Annotated in this window: 13 protein-coding genes; 5 read left to right on the top strand and 8 right to left on the bottom strand. The window is 45.1% G+C overall.

Annotated features, from left to right (window positions below; translation table 11 throughout):
- Positions 1 to 2: 2 nt before the first annotated feature.
- Positions 3 to 1313 carry a TldD/PmbA family protein gene (locus tag ACE1CD_RS02380; protein ID WP_374821321.1) on the bottom strand — a complete coding sequence of 437 codons (1311 nt, stop codon included), beginning with the start codon at positions 1311 to 1313 and terminating at the stop codon, positions 3 to 5.
- Between the two features lie 61 nt (positions 1314 to 1374).
- Complete coding sequence (locus ACE1CD_RS02385) at positions 1375 to 2241, bottom strand: Tab2/Atab2 family RNA-binding protein (RefSeq protein WP_374821324.1); 867 nt, start codon at positions 2239 to 2241, stop codon at positions 1375 to 1377.
- 168 nt (positions 2242 to 2409) lie between these two features.
- On the opposite strand from ACE1CD_RS02385, the gene ACE1CD_RS02390 reads away from it, so the two are divergent.
- Positions 2410 to 5211 (top strand): CHASE2 domain-containing protein, encoded by a 2802-nt coding sequence (locus ACE1CD_RS02390; RefSeq protein WP_374821327.1) that lies wholly within the window; start codon positions 2410 to 2412, stop codon positions 5209 to 5211.
- Positions 5212 to 5449: 238 nt separating this feature from the next.
- On the opposite strand, the gene ACE1CD_RS02395 is transcribed toward ACE1CD_RS02390, so the two are convergent.
- The 6 genes from ACE1CD_RS02395 to ACE1CD_RS02420 form a co-directional block, all read right to left on the bottom strand.
- Complete coding sequence (locus tag ACE1CD_RS02395) at positions 5450 to 7720, bottom strand: glycoside hydrolase (protein WP_374821330.1); 2271 nt, start codon at positions 7718 to 7720, stop codon at positions 5450 to 5452.
- Between the two features lie 76 nt (positions 7721 to 7796).
- Positions 7797 to 8027 carry a NifU family protein gene (locus ACE1CD_RS02400; RefSeq protein ID WP_374789523.1) on the bottom strand — a complete coding sequence of 77 codons (231 nt, stop codon included), beginning with the start codon at positions 8025 to 8027 and terminating at the stop codon, positions 7797 to 7799.
- A 215-nt stretch (positions 8028 to 8242) separates the two neighbouring features.
- Positions 8243 to 8893 (bottom strand): DUF3386 domain-containing protein, encoded by a 651-nt coding sequence (locus ACE1CD_RS02405; protein ID WP_374789521.1) that lies wholly within the window; start codon positions 8891 to 8893, stop codon positions 8243 to 8245.
- Between the two features lie 71 nt (positions 8894 to 8964).
- A complete protein-coding gene (locus ACE1CD_RS02410; protein ID WP_374821333.1) occupies positions 8965 to 11322 on the bottom strand; it encodes a response regulator in 2358 nt (785 codons plus the stop codon).
- A gap of 8 nt (positions 11323 to 11330) precedes the next feature.
- Positions 11331 to 14594, bottom strand: coding sequence for an ATP-binding protein (locus ACE1CD_RS02415; RefSeq protein WP_374821336.1), 3264 nt, complete (start codon positions 14592 to 14594; stop codon positions 11331 to 11333).
- A 105-nt stretch (positions 14595 to 14699) separates the two neighbouring features.
- A complete protein-coding gene (locus ACE1CD_RS02420; protein ID WP_374789515.1) occupies positions 14700 to 15950 on the bottom strand; it encodes an MFS transporter in 1251 nt (416 codons plus the stop codon).
- Between the two features lie 75 nt (positions 15951 to 16025).
- Here ACE1CD_RS02420 and ACE1CD_RS02425 point away from each other — a divergent pair, with 75 nt between their 5' ends.
- The 4 genes from ACE1CD_RS02425 (at position 16026) to ruvA (ending at position 18854) form a co-directional block, all read left to right on the top strand.
- On the top strand, positions 16026 to 16157 hold the full coding sequence (locus ACE1CD_RS02425) for a hypothetical protein (RefSeq protein WP_374789513.1): 132 nt from the start codon (positions 16026 to 16028) through the stop codon (positions 16155 to 16157).
- A gap of 88 nt (positions 16158 to 16245) precedes the next feature.
- Entirely contained in the window at positions 16246 to 17277 is a 1032-nt protein-coding gene (locus tag ACE1CD_RS02430; protein WP_374821339.1) for a tetratricopeptide repeat protein, read from the top strand.
- A 204-nt stretch (positions 17278 to 17481) separates the two neighbouring features.
- Complete coding sequence (locus ACE1CD_RS02435; protein WP_374821342.1) at positions 17482 to 18231, top strand: sucrose-phosphate phosphatase; 750 nt, start codon at positions 17482 to 17484, stop codon at positions 18229 to 18231.
- The gene (ruvA, locus tag ACE1CD_RS02440) at positions 18228 to 18854 is read left to right on the top strand and encodes a Holliday junction branch migration protein RuvA (RefSeq protein WP_374821344.1); all 627 of its coding nucleotides are present in this window, start codon (positions 18228 to 18230) and stop codon (positions 18852 to 18854) included. The genes ACE1CD_RS02435 and ruvA overlap by 4 nt, the downstream gene beginning before the upstream one ends.
- The last annotated feature ends 130 nt before the right edge of the window (positions 18855 to 18984 follow it).

Genomic DNA, 18984 nt, shown 5'->3' on the forward strand with positions numbered 1-18984 from the left:
ATTTAGATTCTTCCTGTTACCGATAAACCTTCCACAATTAGGGACGGCGTGTAACAATTCCCGTTCCACTCGGCATCGCCTCCCAGTGTGAGAATTTGTTTGAGGGCAGTGTAGACGTTACCGGCCACCATTGTATCTTTGACTCGACCGACGATTTTTCCTTGCTGAACTCGATAGCCTAAATCCACATTCACGGAAAAGTCGCCAGAAATTCCCGGCCCACCTCCCAGTATTTGATCTACGACCAATCCATCATCGATTTGGGCGATTAAATCCAGCATCGACCCCGATCCCGGTTCGATCGACAAATTAAACAAACCGGGGGTGGGGTAGCTTCCCAGTCCGGGACGAATGCCATTCCCAGTCGTACCGCTACCTAAGCGCCGACCGGTGGTGATGTCGGCATAAAAAAGCTGTAAAGTACCGTTTCTAATAAAGGTCAAAGAACGAGTAGGTGTGCCTTCATCGTCGAAGGGGCAGCTAAATGGCCCTTTGGCTGGTTGCTGGGAAAGGGTGAGGATATCGGCAATTACTTTGCAGCTGAGGCGATCGCTCCACGGCGAAGCTCCTTCGACCACCATTTTACCGTTTAAAGCTGCTTGCACGGTGCCCCACAGCATATCGGCTGCTTTGGCCGTGAATAACACCGGTACTCTCCCAGTCGGCGGCGCAACGTTCTCTTGCGCCCAATCCAGACGCAGTAAAATTTGTTGTGCCAAGGAAGCTGGATCGAGGCGATCGCGCTGGGTTTGACCGTCTGATACGCTCAAAAAATCATCGCCTCGCACCCATTCTGCCCCTAAATAGCAACTTAGGGTAGTATCCGAGTGCTGGCGATCGAGTCCGTGGGAGTTGACCAAGCGGGTGGTTTCTACTTCGCATTCCCACTCGGCGCTTACCAACACTTCTGGGTAAGCGTCTCGAATTAGGGCGATTGCTTCTTTTCCCCAAGCAACTAACCGATCTACCGATACTGCTTTTCCTTCATCCGGATAGCTTGCGATCGAGGCCGCCACCAGTTCTATCGGTTCGGGTTCGTTAAGATCGGAAAGGGCGATCGCTCTTTCTACCAAAGCTTTCGGTTCCACAGGCCCGTAGGCAACTGCCAATCCCGGACGCCCTTCTTTCCACAATCGCAGTGCGGTTCCCTCCGCTTGGGCGCTTTCCAGTTGTTTGAGTCGATTTGCTTCAAAAAAGACTGGTTTCGATAGCGATCGCGACTGATATACTTCAGCCGCTTCTGCACCCGATTTTGCTGCTAGTTCCAGCAGTTGTTCTGCTAGTGCCTCTGGTTGCAAGTTGTCAGAACCCATAACACGATTTTAGATTTTAGATTTTAAATTTTAGATTGAATCCAGAATCCTAAATCTAAAATTACGCTAGATCGAGGTCTTGTAATAACCAAAAACCGGCAAAAGATTCTGCTTGAGGATCGGACTGAACTGCTAAAAAATGCACATTTTGTGCTTTCTGCTTAGCTTCCTCAAATTTTTTGGCTTCGGCAACCGTAGCGGCATCTTTGATATTAGCAAGAATCCAGCGATCGATCGCACCTGTTTCTAACAGCAATCTCGCTTGCTTACCTGGGTCAAATTTAATGCACGCCAGTTCCAGACCGGATATCCAGGCAGACAAAGGCATCGCTCTCGATGAGAAAAATATTATACCTGGAATAAGTGTATCCGCAGTTACGCCCCGTGCCTGCAAAGGAAAAGCTTCCTTAAAGCCTATTTCCCATTCGTTCATTTCCGCAAATGCTGACGCTTCCAAAGTCACAAATGCCCACCGCTGTCCGATTAAAGCATCGGGTAAAGGTTGGGGAGGTTGAATTTGGACTTGCACGGAAGGATTGGGGCCAACTGGTGTAAAGCCGGGATAATGGGGATATACTTCCTCCATCCGCTCGTTAAGCCACTGGTTGATGTTAAATGTGCGGCGGCTGGCGTAAGCTGCAATACCCAAATCTTCGCACGCTTTGGTAATCATGTTATTCATAGCGATGCGGAAGAAGCGGATTTTTTGGGGAGTTTGTCCGGATTGAGCGATCGCTTCCTCCAATGCCGTCCGCAACCATACCGAGTTTACCTGATTATTCGGACAGAATTTAGCAAACCGGAACGCGGACTCCGACGAGTCTTTCACATCCAACGGACTCTCGCAGATCAACACTTCCCACAATTTTTTCTTGTTCTCATCGAATATCGGACGCGAATAAAAGTCAAGTTCCCAAATAGTAGCCATATCAAACAGTTAGTATTTTGCCCATTCTCGATCATAGGGGTCAAAGTCGCTCGCCTTACCAAATTTCGCAATTACGGTTTAGATTAGTACTTAAGTAAGCTATTGTATTGACAAAAATACCGTTTAGCTCATTTTCTAAACCCTTGCCCCGCAGTGTCGAAAATGGAAATGGTAGCCCCACAAAAACAACCCTACGAGTATCAAGTTGGGGGCAGTCTGCCCATTAATGCCCCTACCTATGTTGTGCGACAGGCAGATAATGACCTTTATGAAGCATTAAAAGCTGCTGAGTTTTGTTATGTGCTGAATTCTCGGCAAATGGGCAAGTCCAGCTTGCGGGTGCAAACTATGCGTAGGCTGCAATTGGAGGGTATTGTCTGTGCGGCGATCGATATTACCTCGATCGGCACTCAACAAATTACGCCGGAACAATGGTACGCTGGTGTACTCAGAAATTTGGTAAGCAGTTTTCAACTGGCAGATCAAGTCAACTTGCGGAGTTGGTGGCGCGATCGCGAGTTGCTTTCCCCGGTACAGCGCTTGAGCGAATTCATCGAACAGATATTGCTAGAATCAGTTAGTGAAAATATTGTTATTTTTATTGATGAAATCGATAGCGTTCTCAGTTTGCACTTCCCTATAGATGATTTATTTGCGTTTATTCGCGCTTGTTATAACAAACGGGCAGAAAATAATAAATACAAACGTCTCACTTTTGCACTTTTGGGAGTAGCAACGCCATCGGATTTGATTCTTGATAAAAATCGGACACCGTTTAATATTGGTAAGGCGATCGCACTCAACGGCTTTCATCTACACGAAGTTCAGCCATTAGCACAGGGATTGGCAATTAATAAAGCAGAAAACTCTCAGGAAATTCTGCAAGAGGTATTAGCGTGGACGGGTGGGCAACCATTTCTCACTCAGAAGGTCTGTAAATTACTACTCACTTATCTGAATTCAGAATCAAACATCAATCCAAAATCTACACTTCATAATCCTCAAGAATGGGTTGCGGAAATTGTGCGATCGCAGATGATCTCAAGCTGGGAAGCGCAAGATGAACCAGAACATTTGAAAACCATACGCGATCGTCTCCTCAGAAACAAACAGTGTGCGGGTAGATTGCTGGGACTGTATCAGCAAATCTTACAACAAAGCGGAGTTCCAGCAGATGACAGTCCGGAACAAATGGAATTGCGGCTATCTGGTTTAGTCGTCAGGCAACAAGGACTGTTAAAAGTTTATAACCGCATTTACGAGTCGGTTTTTAATTTTAGTTGGGTAGAGAAAGAATTAGCTTCTTTGCGACCTTATTCAGAGACTTTCACAGCTTGGTTAGGTTCCGATTGTCAAGATAAATCGCGCCTATTGAGGGGACAAGCATTACAGGACGCACTTGCTTGGGCAGCTAACAAAAGTTTGAGCGATCGCGATTATCAGTTCTTGTCTGCCAGTCAAGAATTGGATAAGGAGGAAATAGAATGTTCTTTAAAAGCAGAAAAAAAGGCTAGAAAACTAGAAAAACTAGAAGCAAAAATTGCTTTGGAGGTTGAGAAAAAAGCTAAGGAAGCAGTCGAAGAAGCAAATAATATTTTGACTCGGGCTATACAGAAAACTAATCAGAAACGATTAAAGCTACGGGCTGGCCAAAGGTGGCAGATACTGCTAGCTTTATGCGTTGCCAGCCCTGGAATTCTTCTCCGCCTGACCGGGTTATTGCAGTCATCGGAATGGGCCGCTTTAGATCTATTTTTTCGCCTGCGTCCTTCACAACCAATAGACGATCGCATTGTCATTGTAAGTATTGAAGAGGAGGATTTACAGAAATACGGTTGGCCTATTCGCGATCGGGTTATAGCCCAGATCCTGCAAAAATTGCACTCCCAAAAACCCCGCGCCATTGGTTTGAACATCTATCGGGATTTACCCGTAGAACCCGGTTATGCAGAATTACACAAGGCGTTTACAAACATACCCAACATAGTTGGGATTGAGAACATCAACTATAAAAATAGCCCTGGAGTACTACCGCCGCCCGCCCTGAGTCGGCGAAAACAAATCGGTTTCAATAACGTAGTTGTTGATGCCGATGGCAAAGTACGTCGCAGCTTGCTGTATTGCTGGGTGGATAACAAATCTCATACCAGTTTTGCCCTCCAGCTGGCGTTTATTTACCTCAAGGCTGAAGGCATTGAGCCTCAAACAGCAAAGGATACCGAATATCTGCAACTGGGTAAAGCGGTGTTTCGCAGCTTTGAGTCCAACGATGGTGGCTATGTGGGAACGGATGACGAAGGCTACCAAATTTTGGGCAACTTTCGCAAACCATCGACCAGTTTCCGGAAGGTTTCGATGATGGATGTGTTGAAGAACAGAGTACCGCAGGATTGGGGGCGCGATCGCATCGTCCTGATCGGTTCCACCACCAGCAGCCTCAAGGATTTTTTCTACACTCCTTACACCAAGGATCTCGTTAAATCCAAACCTATTCCCAGTGTGGAACTGCAAGCCAATTTTCTGGGCCAAATCCTTACAGCCGCCCATTCTGGAGGAGCATTAATTAATGTTTGGCCAGACCCAATCGAATGGTTGTGGATTTGCAGTTGGTCTTGCCTGGGAGTAATTTTAATTTGGCGATCGCCCTCTTTAGGAAAGTTTATCCTCTATATCCTTCTGGCGGGAACTGCCCTGATCGGCAGCTCGTATTTAGCTTTCTTAGCGGGTTGGTGGATACCCGTCATTCCTCCTATGTTATGCCTACTAGGAGCTACAATTGTTACGGGAATAGGAGCTAGAGAAGATCGATTAGAAAAATTGCGGCTGCGTCGTACCGTGGAGTTAATTATGGAAGTTTACCCTAACAATCCGGTTGCCTGTCGTATAGCGATTGAGTGTCTTAAGCGATCCGAAAGCGAGGCAAATCAAGTTTTGCTTAATCAATGGGAAGATGAGCTATCTCATCGGTGAAAATTTTATGTTGGAATCAATGGTTAAAATTTTACCGCAGATGAAGACAGATGAACGCTTCGGAACGCAGATATGTTTGAGTTTTTCGGCTCTTTCGGGTTGATGATGACAAATGTTTTATGTGTTACAGATTTGGTGATATGGTGGGTTACGGTGCGGGAATTCAACTACTTTTTTGTGTTTTAAAGTTATCGTTTGCACCTAACCCACCCTACAAATAGTTAGTGCTTTTTTCGGTCTATGGAACTTCGATCGGTATCAGAGCATTTTCCGGCAAATAGCTGGAGAAACGATCGCCTTCCGAGAGAACCAAGATCAGGCGGATAGGATAATCTGGTTCAACGTGCAAATCTGCCCAAGGCACTGCCAATTCCAAACAACGGTCTAGGGCGACTTGGGCGCGGCTGGGACGGGAATGCCATTGCCAATGTTCGCCAGCTTCTTGGAATAAGACGGAATTAGTCAGTAAGTTAATCCCCAAATGGTGGCGGAAAAGGTAATTGAGGGGTGGTTCCTGGGGTAGATTTTGCAGGGGAATGGGACTGGTGGACATGGTGCGATCGGGATAAAACCAAAGCAAATTCAACTCTGGCGGACAACCTTTACCGGGTTGAATGCCACTTTGGAAATCTAACCGCAGATAGAAGTTGAGGTGATCGACACCGTACCAAATGCGCTGGATCGCAGTGCTGCGGTGCATTGTTCCCCTTGCACCACCAATTTCGATCCGACCTGCTTTATCCCAATCTTGTTCGTCGCCGATACCATCAATGACGGGATGAATAAAGCTTTCGGGTCGGTGGTCGCCTCGCGCTTCGTGAACTTCTACCGGTCGCTGCACATTCTCCGGAATGGGTAAGTTCAACGCCTGATAAATGGCAGCTAAATGTTCGCGGAACAGTTGGTCGAAGATGGCATCTTGGTTGGAGGAATGTCCTTCGCCAAACCACCAAAACCAGTCGGAACCTTCTGCTGCAAACAAAGCTTCCCAAGCTTCGGGGTTATTTTCTTCGGTTGCTTCTGGATGATTTGCCAGTGTTTGTCGCGCATCTGTGAGGAGTTCCCAGGCGCGATTTTTGGCTGGGTCGCCGATCCAAGTTGTCAGGTTACCATCTACCCAAGAACCGGTGTGGAGTTTTTCGGCGGGGATAGTTTCGGTGGGAGGGAATCGATCGAGAAATTCCGATACTGTGACCAGCTTCAGTTCTTTGTGAGTATTTAAAGTTTGATAAAGTGTTTCCAGGAATGGTTTGCCGTCTAGTTGGTAATGTTCCCAGCAATTTTCGCCATCTAGCGCAATGGTAACCAGCCACGGTTTTTGCAAGGCTGTACTACCATCGGTTTGGTGATGTTTGAGAGAACGTGCGATCGCCTCCAAATGGCCCACCATATCGGCTGCTGCTTTCTTCGGTTCCATCGACCCGTAAGTAAAGCCGATCAAATCCGACAAGCGGTGGTCGCGAAACACAATTGCCAAGTCACCAGCCGGTGTTTGCAAGCGATAGGGACGGTACAGAAACTCCGGTTCCGTCACATTACCAGAAGCATCGCGGTGGAAAAAGTGTTTGATGCTATTGCCCAAAATCGCTTCATCGGAAACTAGCCATTTAAATCCCTGTTTGGCAACGTAGGGCAAAATTTGAGGGCTAACAGCTTGTTCCGAGGGCCACAAACCGCGAGGTTCGCATCCGAAGCGTTCTCGATAAAAATCCCAGGCTTTTTGTAAGTGCCTGGGAATATCTTCTTCCCACTGGAAACGACGCTGGGGTAAATTCATGTTGGGTACCGCCACCCGTCCGGCATTTGTATCGGCAAGCAAAGGTAAGATGGGGTGGGTGTAGGGTGTGGTGGTAACTTCCAACTGTCCGGCGGCTTGCATCTGACGGTGTTGGGGAACGATGCGGCGCATGATTTCTTGCTGCTTAGCATAAATCTGTTCGCGATCGCCTAAATTAAAACCTTTCCCCTTTTTCAACCATTGTGCAATTTGCGGGTCATCCCAAAACAAAGGGTCAATCCAAGCGAGATTGTGCCAAGCTAACAAATCGCTGTAGTCTTGCGGAATCCAATTTTCTTGACACCACGATCGACCTTTTTCCTGTCTTTGTTCGTAAAGTTGGGCGTAGCGAGGGTTGGGATCGATGAGGGTGTGGTGATTGGCATCAAAAAAATGCTCGATGATGAATAATTTCTGTGCTTCGGTCAGATCTTCTGTGGGTAAAAGCGATACTGCTAGGTAAGGATCGATCGCCATACCAGCAATGTACTCTTCTAATTGCAGAATCAGAGAGGGAACCAGGTTCACTGTTTGATGCAACTTGGGATAGCGTTCCAGCAGCAACACTAAATCCAAGTAATCTTTAGTAGCGTGCAGACGTACCCAAGGCAAATGGTATTCACCCATTTTAGGCACCAATTCCGTGGGATCTGCCAGAAATTCCCTGCTGCGACTCTTGTACAACGGTTGGTGCTGATGCCAGATGAAAGCGATGTATAGAGGATGGGACATAAGGATTTTAGATTTTAGATTTTAGATTTTAGATTTTGGATTGTGGGGTTGTTAATCCAAAATCTAAAATCTAAAATTATATGACCTGTTCGACTTCGGCAATTTCCGGGATCATTTCGCGCAGACGGCGCTCAATACCCATTCTCAGGGTCATGGTAGAGCTAGGGCAAGAACCGCAAGCACCTTGCAGCCGCAGTTTGACGACAGGGCCATCTAATTCGACCACTTCCACATTGCCGCCATCCGACATCAAGTAAGGGCGCAATTCATCCAAAACGGTTTCGACGTTTTCAACTGTGAGTTCCATTGTTTGAGACCTCCTTTACTTTACTTGCAGAATATTTTCTGGAGTTGCAGCTATGTAGATCCTAGTCCACTCAAGGATAAAAAATTTAACAGATATAGCTAGGGCGTTGGGAAAGTCAAAAGTCAAAAGTCAAAAGTCAAAAGTCACTCATTAAGAATTTCTTCCTGCTCCCCTGCCCCTCTGCCCCCCTGCCCCCTTGCCCCAGCGATAAATAGCTAGACCACAGCCGGTGAGAGCAGTTTGACGTTAGAGAAATTGAACTCGGTCGTGGTTTGCTTGCCGTTATCGTTGGCATGAATGACTTGACGGGTCATGATATAGTAATCGCCAATTTTTGCGTAGGTATCCTCAAATTCGAGTTCTTTGGCGAGTTCACCAGTTTGAGCGTTGCGAAAGACAGCATCGTAGCGGGTGGAAACGTAACCAGAGCTTGTGTCGAGGCTTTCATGGGTGTTGATGGTGAAAGCTAACCTACCCATTACCCGGCTGACTTGACAAATTTCCGTGCCTCTGATCTTATAGTTTGAGCCCATCGCGTCGCCTTTGACGAGGATTTCGATCGCGCCTGTCGAGTCTTCCTCGCCTACGCTAAACTGGTTCTTGCCATGCGCTTGCTCAAAAGACGATCGTTTGCGGTGAGTAACCACATCTCTGAGTTGCGTGTAGATGCTCTGTTGCACTTCATCGTCTTCTACTCCCGTGACTTCCACGCTGAGGTCACCATTAATGCGAATATTGCCGGTGTATGCTTCATCACCTTGCTTGAGTTCGACATCCGCACTGTAGCCGGGAAACTTGCTGTCCCAGGTATAACGGTTTTCGTAAGCGGCTCGAAATAACTCGCTAGCACTCGTTTGCACAGTCACAGAAATCTCCTTGCAAGAATACTCTTTCCAGTTTATAGCAATCAAAAATTTTGGGAGAGATCGCCGACTTATCAAAAAAGTTGGATATCGGAACTACTATATCTGGCCTGCTGTTCAATCAATTTGTGAATTAACTCAAACTGATAGTTGTTTGCTAGGTCTGCAATCGCCTGGGCTATTTTAGCATTTTCTGGGAGAATTTGCTCGATTAACTTCAAGATATTGTTGTCGTCACATCCTAGTGCGGCTTCATTGATTAATTTTAACAACTCTGTTGGTAACACGTTTAAATCTTCAGCGTTTAACTGAAAATTTGTAACCGAATCATTGGCAGCTTCAATTGTTTCTTTTAATTGCGTATATGTGTCTTCATATAAATATTTTACGCCTAAAAACTTGCCAATATTATCAAGCAAATGTTCTTGATTAAATGGCTTACAAATAAAGTCATCGCACCCGCAATCTAAAACCATTTTTCGCTCTGTCTCGAAGGCGCTGGCTGTTAAGGCGATAATCGTAGTGGCTTTACCTTTAACAGTGCTTTTAATCTGTTGAGTGGCTACATAGCCATTCATCACCGACATTTGCATATCCATGCAAATCAGGTGCGGTTCCCAACTCTTCCAGAGTTCGATCGCTTCTTGTCCATTTTCGGCTTCTTTGACAGCAAAACCTATTGAAGTTAAGAGAGTCACCAGCAAAAGGCGGCTCTCTGCAACATCATCAACCACCAAAATTCTATAAGTCGGTTGTGCGGGTGCTAAACCAATTACCTTACCTTTATTTTCAGTATTTGGAATGTTACAGAGATCGGGAATAATAACGGGAATTTCAAATGTAAATATACTTCCCAAACCAACAGTACTGATGACTTTAATATCTCCTCCCATCAGTTGTACGAACTTGCGGCTAATCGGTAAACCCAATCCAGTTCCTTGCTGACATTTCCGACCTGTTTGTGTTTGTTCAAATGGTGCAAATAACTTGTCGATTTCGTCAGGAGCAATACCTGGGCCAGAGTCTTCTATTTCAAAATAAAGTCGATCTTTGTTAATGGTGGATTGTTCGCTATCCGTTGTCACTTGCGATGAACGATTAATTTTTACCCGCAAACTGACACAGCCTTTTTGTGTGAATTTGATTGCGTTACCTAAAATGTTAATTAATACTTGGCGTAATTTACGTTCATCAATTTTAACATATTTTGGTAGGTCTGAAGCGCAATCGAGAATTAACTGCAATCCCTGGGATTGAGCTTTCAACCCAAACATATCCTTTATGCTGTCCAGTACGTTAAATAAGTCAAAGTAGTTTTCATTCAAAGAGGTTATACCCGCTTCAATTTTGGACATTTCGAGAATGTCGTTAATTAGAGAGAGAAGATGTTCGCCAGAACGATTAATAATTTGCAGGTATTCTTGTTGCTGGCTTTTGAGGGAATAATCGCGAGCCAGTACCTGGCTGAAACCGAGAATGGCATTAAGAGGAGTACGCAATTCGTGACTCATAGAAGCCAGAAATTCGCTCTTGGCACGGTTAGCTGCATCTGCTGCCAATACAGCTTTTTGCAGTGTTTCTTCTGTTTTTTTACGATCGGTAATGTCTTTAATTGTAGTCACGACAAAAAACTCTCCATCATCTCTTTGGAATATGCCTCGCGTTACATCAACAATGACTTCCGCTCCGTCTTTACGATAAACTGTGAATTCTGTTTGATTATACTTGTGGTTAGTTTTAATAAACTCTTGATGTTGTTGGAGTATCGTCGCCCTTGACTCAGCATCCAAATGGGAGAAATGCACGTCAGTAAATGATTTACCAATCAGTTCGGCTGGCTCAAACCCAAATAGTTGGCTGTAGGCGGGATTCACTTCTACTAAACATCCATTGAAATCGGTCAAACAAATTGCCACAGGGGCTGAATTTAAGATCGATCGATTGAGGTTTTCGCTATTTCTCAACTGAATTTCAATTTGCCGCCGATCGCGAATCTCTTCTTGAAGTAAAGCATTTTGTCTTGCCAGATCCCGCGACAGCTTACAGATTTTTAGTTGATTCTCGACTCGCGCCACCACTTCTTCTAGTTCAAAAGGCTTGGTGATGTAATCAACTCCACCTAAAGAAAAAGCTTTCACTTTATCGAATATTTCTCCTTTCGCACTGATAAAAATAATCGGGATATGGCTGGTTGCTACATCAGCTTTTAATTGGGTGCAAACTTCATATCCATCCGGTTTTGGCATCATAATGTCAAGCAATATCAGATCCGGAGGGTTTTCTTGGGCTGATTTGATAGCCAAGCTGCCATCTCGCGCCAGTCTAACGCGATAGCCGCGCTCGCCCAAAAAGCCGCCCAATAAGCGTAGGTTATCTGGGGCATCGTCAACTACTAAAATATTAGCTGGTATATTTAATTGAGAAATATTCATTTTAAAGTTTATTTTTGTGATTTTGCTTCTTCAATTAAATTTAATATAGTATAATGATTGAAATTATTTACCAAGGCCCTCAGCGCATCAGCTAAAGCGCGATCGTGAGTTGAAATTTCCTCAATAATACTCTCGATCGAAATTGAGTCGAGGCTAATGGTAGCTTGTTCCAGACGGAGCATCAAGTCGGTTGGCAAAGCAGCAATAGCAGCCGGAATGTCAATATTAAAGTCAAGCACCTTTGAGGAAGCTGTCCATCCAGACTCCTCATAGATATATAGCACCCCAAGATATCTACTTATTATCTCAAAAATGTCTCTTTCTGTGAAGGGTTTGGGGATAAATTCATCGTAGCCTGCGCGTCGAGCAGTTTCTCGGTCTGTGTCGAAGCTGCTGGCGCTGACGGCCACAATTATGACCCTTTTTAACTTTTCACCTTTGCGCTTCTCACTTTCCTGCGATCTGATGTGTTGAACGGCTGCGTGGCCATTCATAACTGGCATATGCACATCCATAAAGATAAGTTCTGGTTGCCAGTTTTCCCATATTTTAACAGCTTCCATACCGTTGCTGGCGACTTGGACTGAAAAACCCAATTTTTGCAGCATTTCAGCAAATAATTGCCGATTTTCGGAGCGATCGTCTGCAATTAAAATGCGATAACTGGGTTGGTTGGGTGCTAAAGCAATAACTTGACCTGCGATTTTAGAAGTTTCCCGATTAGCTATTGCAACTGGCAGACACTGAATGTAAAATTTGAAATTTGTACCTTTGTTAACTTCACTTTCAACAGTCATTTCACCTCCCATCATTTGCACGAAATGCCGACTGATCGGCAATCCCAAACCGGTTCCGCCTTCCACTTTTTGTCCGCTTTTAGTTTGCACGAATGGTTGAAATATGCTGTCTAATTCATTGGCTGCAACGCCACAGCCAGTGTCGGAAATTTCAAAGTGAAGTGCCAGTTTTTTATTGTTAATAATTATGTTTTGTTTCGGCTCTAATGACAATCGCAGCGATACGCTACCTGATGAGGTAAATTTAAAAGCATTACTGAGTAAGTTAATCAACACTTGGCGCAACTTTACCTCATCAGTAAGCACCATTTGCGGAATGTCAGCACTGCATTCGATCTGAAAATACAATCTTTTTTCTTGCGCCTTGAGATAAAACATATTTCGCAAGTCATTGAGTAGAGCGATAACGTCAAAAGCAGTTTCGTTGAGGGAGATCCGTCCGGATTCGATTTTCGCCATATCCAGTACATCATTAATGAGAGTGAGTAAGTGTTCTCCACTGCGATAAATGATGCGAGTTTTTTCTCGATCTTCTGGGAGTAAAGTCGAGCTGCGGAGCATTAATTGGGCAAAACCGAGAATGGCATTGAGGGGCGATCGCAATTCGTGACTCATGTTAGCGAAAAAGGTGCTTTTGGCTTGGGAAGCTGCTTCGGCTGCTTCTTTTGCTTGTTGCAGTTCTACTTCTATTCGTTTCCTTTCGGCAATTTCGCGCTGCAATTTTTGATTGGACTGGGTTAATTCCGCCGTGCGTTCGGCTACTTGAATTTCTAAGGTACGATTGTATTGTGCTAATAAATTCTCGGCTTGTTTGCGTTCGCTGATATCAGTAAAAGCGGCGATCGCATAGACTACTTGATTTGTGCGATCGTAAATAGGAGTTGCCCAGACTTGCAAGGGAATAATTCCATTAGGGCGATGAACTTCCATATCATCAATTGTACTGCTTTCTCCCGCTAAAGCTTTGACAACTGGCAGCTTTTTTGTCGGATATGGCAGATCGGTTCCACTCAGATAAACTCGATAAGTATGTGCCAATTGCTCTGTTTTAGTTTCTGGTAAATAGTCCATCTCTAATATTTGTCTCGCTCTCTGATTTGCATAAGTCGCATTTCCGGTAGGATCGTGAACTGATACACCTACGGGCAATCCTTCTAAGAACTGAGTGAGGCGGTTCTCGCTATCTCGCAGTGCGGCAAAAGATGCTTCCAGTTGCTCTGCCATTTGATTAAAAGACTCTGCCAATTGTCCCACTTCATCAGAGCGTTTTATTTCTAATGTTTTATGCCATTCACCCTTAGCAATTTGCTTAGCGGCAGTATTCAAGCGCAAAATTGGTTTTGTAATCCAAGCAGCGGTAAAAATACCGATTCCTGTAGCTAAGATAAAGGCGGCTATACACAGCAGAATAGTTGTCTGGGTGTTGGTATTAATTTGCTGCATAAAGTCGGCTTCTGGTACGACTACCACAATCAGCCAATCCAAACCAAACCCATCTTTGAAAGGGGTTACCTGTGCGAATTCGCGTTTTCCTTCCATTTTAAATTCAAGTTGTATTGAACTATTTATTTCGGTCAAATTACTAAATTGATAAATTAAATGCTGTGCTGTGGATCGAATTAATGGGTTCCTCATTTCTACGGCTTGGAGTCGTTTATTCTCTTTGCCATCTGCATCCTTAATGAAGGGGAGTTCCGAGCTTGACGACGCTACTATCATTCCCGACCGCTCGATAATAAATGCTTCTCCGTGAATACCTATCTTCAAACTTTTGAGAAAATTATTGATGGCTGTAAGAGATAGATCGCTCGATAAAACACCTTGGAGTTTACCTGCTTCATTATAGAGGGGATAGCTAGCAGCAATGCCCAAACCTCTGGAAGTAGGAATATAGATATAAATAGGGCCCCATGTCGGTTTACCTACGGTAACAGCCGTTTGATAAAAAGGTCGTTTTCTGGCATCATATTGCGGTTGATTGACCAATAATTTTTGGCGGTTCCCTTGGCTATCTACGCTGTAGACACGAAGAAGACCTTTCGTAAAACTTTCTGTGGATGCAACTGTAAGTCCTCTCTCATCGTTACCAACGGAGACGAGTCCGCCCTGCGGGTTGCTAAAATAAATTCTACTTAGGGAATTAAAGACTTGAATTTGTTTTAAAAAATGCCGTTCTAAAGCTTGAGGATTATTTATATCCAACTGACCGAGACGAATAGCATTAGCGTTAGTTAAATTGATGGGATGAGGTGTTTTTAGGTAAGTGCTAATGCGATCGAAAGTGCGATCGCTAATTTCCCTCCGCAATTGGGAAGCAACATCGTTGACTGCCTGTTGCCCATTTTTAAAAGAGAGATACCCGACTAACCCCACAGCCCCAACGATTTGCACAACAAATGGGACAATCAGGATAGTTTGCAGGGTAGCCTTGCCAGAAACTTTGCTAACGACGCGATTTAGAGTATGAATTGGCATGGCGGAGAGAGGCTTATTTTTGTTTTGTCGTCTAAAAGTTCATGGTTCATTTTTATTTTGTTGTATAATTTCAGCTAGATTGCAAGTACAAGATAACACCAGGATCTAGTTATCTAAAACCCGGTTGAGGTATTGCAAAATCGCCACAACGATAACTACGCTGAAAGCTAATCCCAACCAAAAACTGTTTGCGGCTATTGACGATCGATCCATTGCCCAGCCACCCAAGGGAGGGCCAATAGCGTAACCGATTGCCCAGCACAGGGAGTTGATGGAAAGGTAGACGCCGCGCTGGGACTCCGGTGCAATATCGGCGACGAGGGCAGATGCGGAAGGTGTATAAAAGACGATCGCGATCGCTGTTACTCCCATCGCTAATATGGCCCAACTTAATTGTCCAGCAGGTGCAACGCCAGTCACCCAGATGAAACTGAATCCCACCGCCCACAATAAAGCGGAAACAGTTAAAGCGTGGGGATGGCTAAATCGCCTCAAAATGCGGGAGATCGGGATCAGACACAAAGTTGCTACGATCGTGTGCCAGGTAAACAAAGCGCTGATAGTTATGGTGGCAAATCCTACTTTTGAGTTACCCACCGGTACAAACTTACTGAAGTACAGGGGAATGGTGCTGTGCAGCTGGGAAACGTAGGTTGTGAAGATGATATTGGCTAGAACAAAGATAGCAAGGCGACGATCGCGCAATGCTGTTTCCCAGTTACCCAGTGCTTCCCTATGGCGTTGCGTTGGTTTGTAAGTTTCTGCGATCGCAAAATAAACAACCCCAAAGAAGACGACAAAAGATATCGCATCAATGACAAACAACGCCCGATAAGCGCCGATTGTACCGATCAACATTCCGCCCAGAATAATGCCTACTCCCAAACCGAAATTATCTGCAAATCGCACGATCGCATAAGCTTCTTGGCGATGTTCGGGCTGTGTTAAATCTGCTACTGCGGCTTCCGTTGCCGGCCAATACAAACCCATACCCAAACCCATAAGTAAGTTAGCGACAACAAAAGTGGAAAAATTATCGCTGAGCGCCATTACTAAAGATGCGATCGCGGAAATAGCTGCCGAGAGCAATAAAGTACGCCGACGCCCCCAAAAGCGGGAGTCGGCAAAAGAACCCCCCAATATGCGTCCCAATACCCCTGAAATAGAGGCGCTACCCAAACCGATACCTACCTGAGTCGCCGATAAATGCACTAAATTCACAAAAAAGATGGGAGCATAAAATAGGGTAAAACCCGAGCCTACCCCTGAGAGGAACCTACCTACAGCTAAAATCCAGATTTGCGGCTCTAGCTGGGGCAACCAAGAAAGCCTTTTGGTGGGACTGGAAAATTTCATTCAAGAATTAACGCCAGTAATTGAATTGACACTCTCTACCAGGAACGGCATAAGTATAACCGAGCCAAAAATACTATGCAGCTGGAACACCACACTCTCTTAATTCGTCCCGATCGCCACCACGACGAAATATCTACAGAAGAGATGTCGGCAAACAAAAGGAGGTGCAAAGCCGTCTCTTTGATTCGAGTGAGCGCAGATGAATAATATTGACAAAATTCTGATATGGTATTAGGTTGCATCTATTTGTTGCATACCTGGATTTCTACTGGCACCAAGTCGATTGGCTAAAGTCATGAACCTTATTTACCGAACGATCGCAATTTTAGGAATCGCCACTGCACTGGGTAGCATCTCTCCTGTTGTTCAGGCTCAGTCCAAGCCAAGCCAGTCTCCTTCAGGAAAGCCAACCCAGGCTGAGTCTAAGCCAGCTCGCAACAGCGAGTCAAACCCAGCGGAAGCTCAGTCCAAGCCAACCCAACAGGAGTCAACAACGCCAGCTGAGGCGGAAGGCACAACACCAGCCAAACCTGAATCAAAGCCGAACCGCACACAGTCAACGCCATCGACGGTGGAAGGCACAACACCAGTTAAACCTGAGTCTAAGCCGAACTCCACAGAGTCAACACCATCGACGGCGGAAGAAACAACACCAGATCAACCCGAACCAAGCTCAACTCCGAATAACTCAACAACGCCAAACCCCAGTACAGAGTCAACGCCAACAACCAAACCGGAAACGGAAATGAGTGCGGTGGACTTGTACAACCGGGGGATTGAAAAGGCGAGACAAGGGGATTATAAAGGAGCGATCGCAGATTACACTCAAGCATTAAAACTCAATCCCGAATTGGCTCAAGCTTATGTAAATCGCGGTTACGCTCGCTATTTCTTGAAGGATTTTCAAGGCGCGATCGACGACAGCACTGAGGCAATTAGGCTCGATCCCAATAACCCCAAAGCCTATATCAATCGCGGGAACGCTCGCGATGATATAAAAGATCATCAAGGAGCGGTTGAAGATTACAACCAAGCAGTACGCCTCGATCCCAATGACGATAAAGCTTACTACAATCGAGGGATTGCCTACAACAAACTGCAAAAACATCAGGAAGCGCTGCAAGATTACAGTCGCGCTATCCAACTGAGACCGGATTTTGCGGAAGCTTTCTTCAATCGCGGTGTTACTTATTACAACTTGAAAAATTCTCAAGCAGCACTCAGGGACTTCCAGAAAGCAGCCGATCTGTTTCGCGAACAAGGAAATACACAAGCTGTCCAATCCACTCAAGACGCAATCAGAACGATTCAGCAAACCCGAACTTGAAATTAGCGATGAGTTATAAGTTATGAGTTTTGAGTTTAAAATAGTTTTTAATTGTTAACTCGAAATTCATAACTTAAAATTTTGATATTTAAACTTAAAGACAAACAAACAGAAAAATGTCGTTCCAAATTTGAAAAAGTATTATTACTCCCTCACCCCAAGCCCATTTTTTCTTTTGACTTTTCTAGTCCCTAATCCCCAATCATGAAATTTTTGTTTGTAACCGATCTGGATAACACTCTTGTGGGTGACGACGAAGCGCTGGAAAAACTAAACCAGTTGTTAAGTCAGCATCGTCAAGAACATGGAACGAAAATAGTCTACGCTACAGGTCGTTCTCTGGCGCTGTATCGACAACTTTTAACAGAAAACCAACTATTAGAACCGGATGCTTTAATTGCAGCAGTGGGAACCGAAATTTACTACAGCGATCGCGAAGACGAACCCGATCCAGTTTGGTCGGCACAACTTTCTGTAGGCTGGAACCGCGATGTGGTGGTAGCTACTGGTGCTAATTTTGCCGATATTGTACCTCAACCAGCTTCCGAACAGCGACCTTTTAAGGTTAGTTATTTTGTCACAGAACGGGCAGCAGAGGAAGTGATACCCCGCTTAGAATCGTTGCTGAAAGAACGCGGTGTAGACGCACAGTCGATCTACAGCGGTAGCAAAGATTTGGATATTTTACCTCGCAATAGCAATAAAGGTCTGGCGGTACAGTTTCTGCGCCAGCAGTGGGGAATAGAAGCTACCCGAACAGTGGTGTGCGGTGACTCTGGAAATGATATCGCTTTATTTAGTGTGGGAGAACCGAGAGGGATTATTGTAGGAAATGCCCAGCCAGAACTCCGCCAATGGCTGAAAGCTAATCCAGCCGAATATCGGTATTTAGCAAAGGCAGATTGTGCTGGTGGAATTTTGGAAGGTTTGTACCACTTCGGTTTTTTGTCATGATTAGCTATCTCAAAGGAACAGTAGCAGGCTTTCACAAAAGTAGCAGCGATCGCGTTACCCTCATTCTGGAAGTTAACCAAATCGGTTACGAGCTGCAAATCCCGCCGCGTTTGGCAGAAAAGTTGCCCTCGCCTGGGGGAGATGCACAAATTTTTACTGACTTGCAAGTGCGGGAAGATCGGATGATTTTGTATGGTTTTGCTTCCGCCGCAGAGCGAGATTTGTTTCGCCAACTGACAAATGTGAATGGTATCGGTGCAGCTTTGGCGATCGCGCTTTTAGATACCTTGGGACTGCAAGATTTGGTGCAAGCGATCGTCACCGGCAATATCCGCGCCTTAGCAAAAGCACGCGGCGTCGGGAACAAAACCGCCGAACGCATTGCGCTAGAACTAAAAACCAAACTCGCAGAATGGCGGCATTTCGCTGGTGTTGCCAGTTCTAAGGCAACTGGCCCTTCTCCGGCAATTATTGAAGACGTGGAAATGACCTTACTGGCATTAGGTTATACCAGCACCGAGGTAGTGCAGGCGCTGAACGCGGTCAGCGAAGACCCACTGATGGCAAAAGCTAAAGAGGCAGAAGATTGGATTCGAGCTGCGATCGCGTGGTTGAGTAAGTAATATAAGATGCTTCGGAATTGCTTCTCAAAATTGTAAATATTACTTCAACGCTATGCCTGCGGACTGAGCTGTTATAACCAAGTTTATTTCCACAGAACGATTCAATAGCTGAGTTAAAAATAGCAAAATA

Source organism: Aerosakkonema sp. BLCC-F183, assembly GCF_041929145.1.
Lineage (GTDB): Bacteria > Cyanobacteriota > Cyanobacteriia > Cyanobacteriales > Aerosakkonemataceae > Aerosakkonema.

Bases quoted from the DNA above. Each gene is read 5' to 3' on its own strand.
- ACE1CD_RS02380 (WP_374821321.1), bottom strand. From the start codon at position 1,313: ATGGGTTCTGACAACTTGCAACCAGAGGCACTAGCAGAACAACTGCTG.
- ACE1CD_RS02385 (WP_374821324.1), bottom strand. From the start codon at position 2,241: ATGGCTACTATTTGGGAACTTGACTTTTATTCGCGTCCGATATTCGAT.
- ACE1CD_RS02390 (WP_374821327.1), top strand. From the start codon at position 2,410: ATGGTAGCCCCACAAAAACAACCCTACGAGTATCAAGTTGGGGGCAGT.
- ACE1CD_RS02395 (WP_374821330.1), bottom strand. From the start codon at position 7,720: ATGTCCCATCCTCTATACATCGCTTTCATCTGGCATCAGCACCAACCG.
- ACE1CD_RS02400 (WP_374789523.1), bottom strand. From the start codon at position 8,027: ATGGAACTCACAGTTGAAAACGTCGAAACCGTTTTGGATGAATTGCGC.
- ACE1CD_RS02410 (WP_374821333.1), bottom strand. From the start codon at position 11,322: ATGAATATTTCTCAATTAAATATACCAGCTAATATTTTAGTAGTTGAC.
- ACE1CD_RS02415 (WP_374821336.1), bottom strand. From the start codon at position 14,594: ATGCCAATTCATACTCTAAATCGCGTCGTTAGCAAAGTTTCTGGCAAG.
- ACE1CD_RS02420 (WP_374789515.1), bottom strand. From the start codon at position 15,950: ATGAAATTTTCCAGTCCCACCAAAAGGCTTTCTTGGTTGCCCCAGCTA.
- ACE1CD_RS02425 (WP_374789513.1), top strand. From the start codon at position 16,026: ATGCAGCTGGAACACCACACTCTCTTAATTCGTCCCGATCGCCACCAC.
- ACE1CD_RS02430 (WP_374821339.1), top strand. From the start codon at position 16,246: ATGAACCTTATTTACCGAACGATCGCAATTTTAGGAATCGCCACTGCA.
- ACE1CD_RS02435 (WP_374821342.1), top strand. From the start codon at position 17,482: ATGAAATTTTTGTTTGTAACCGATCTGGATAACACTCTTGTGGGTGAC.
- ruvA (WP_374821344.1), top strand. From the start codon at position 18,228: ATGATTAGCTATCTCAAAGGAACAGTAGCAGGCTTTCACAAAAGTAGC.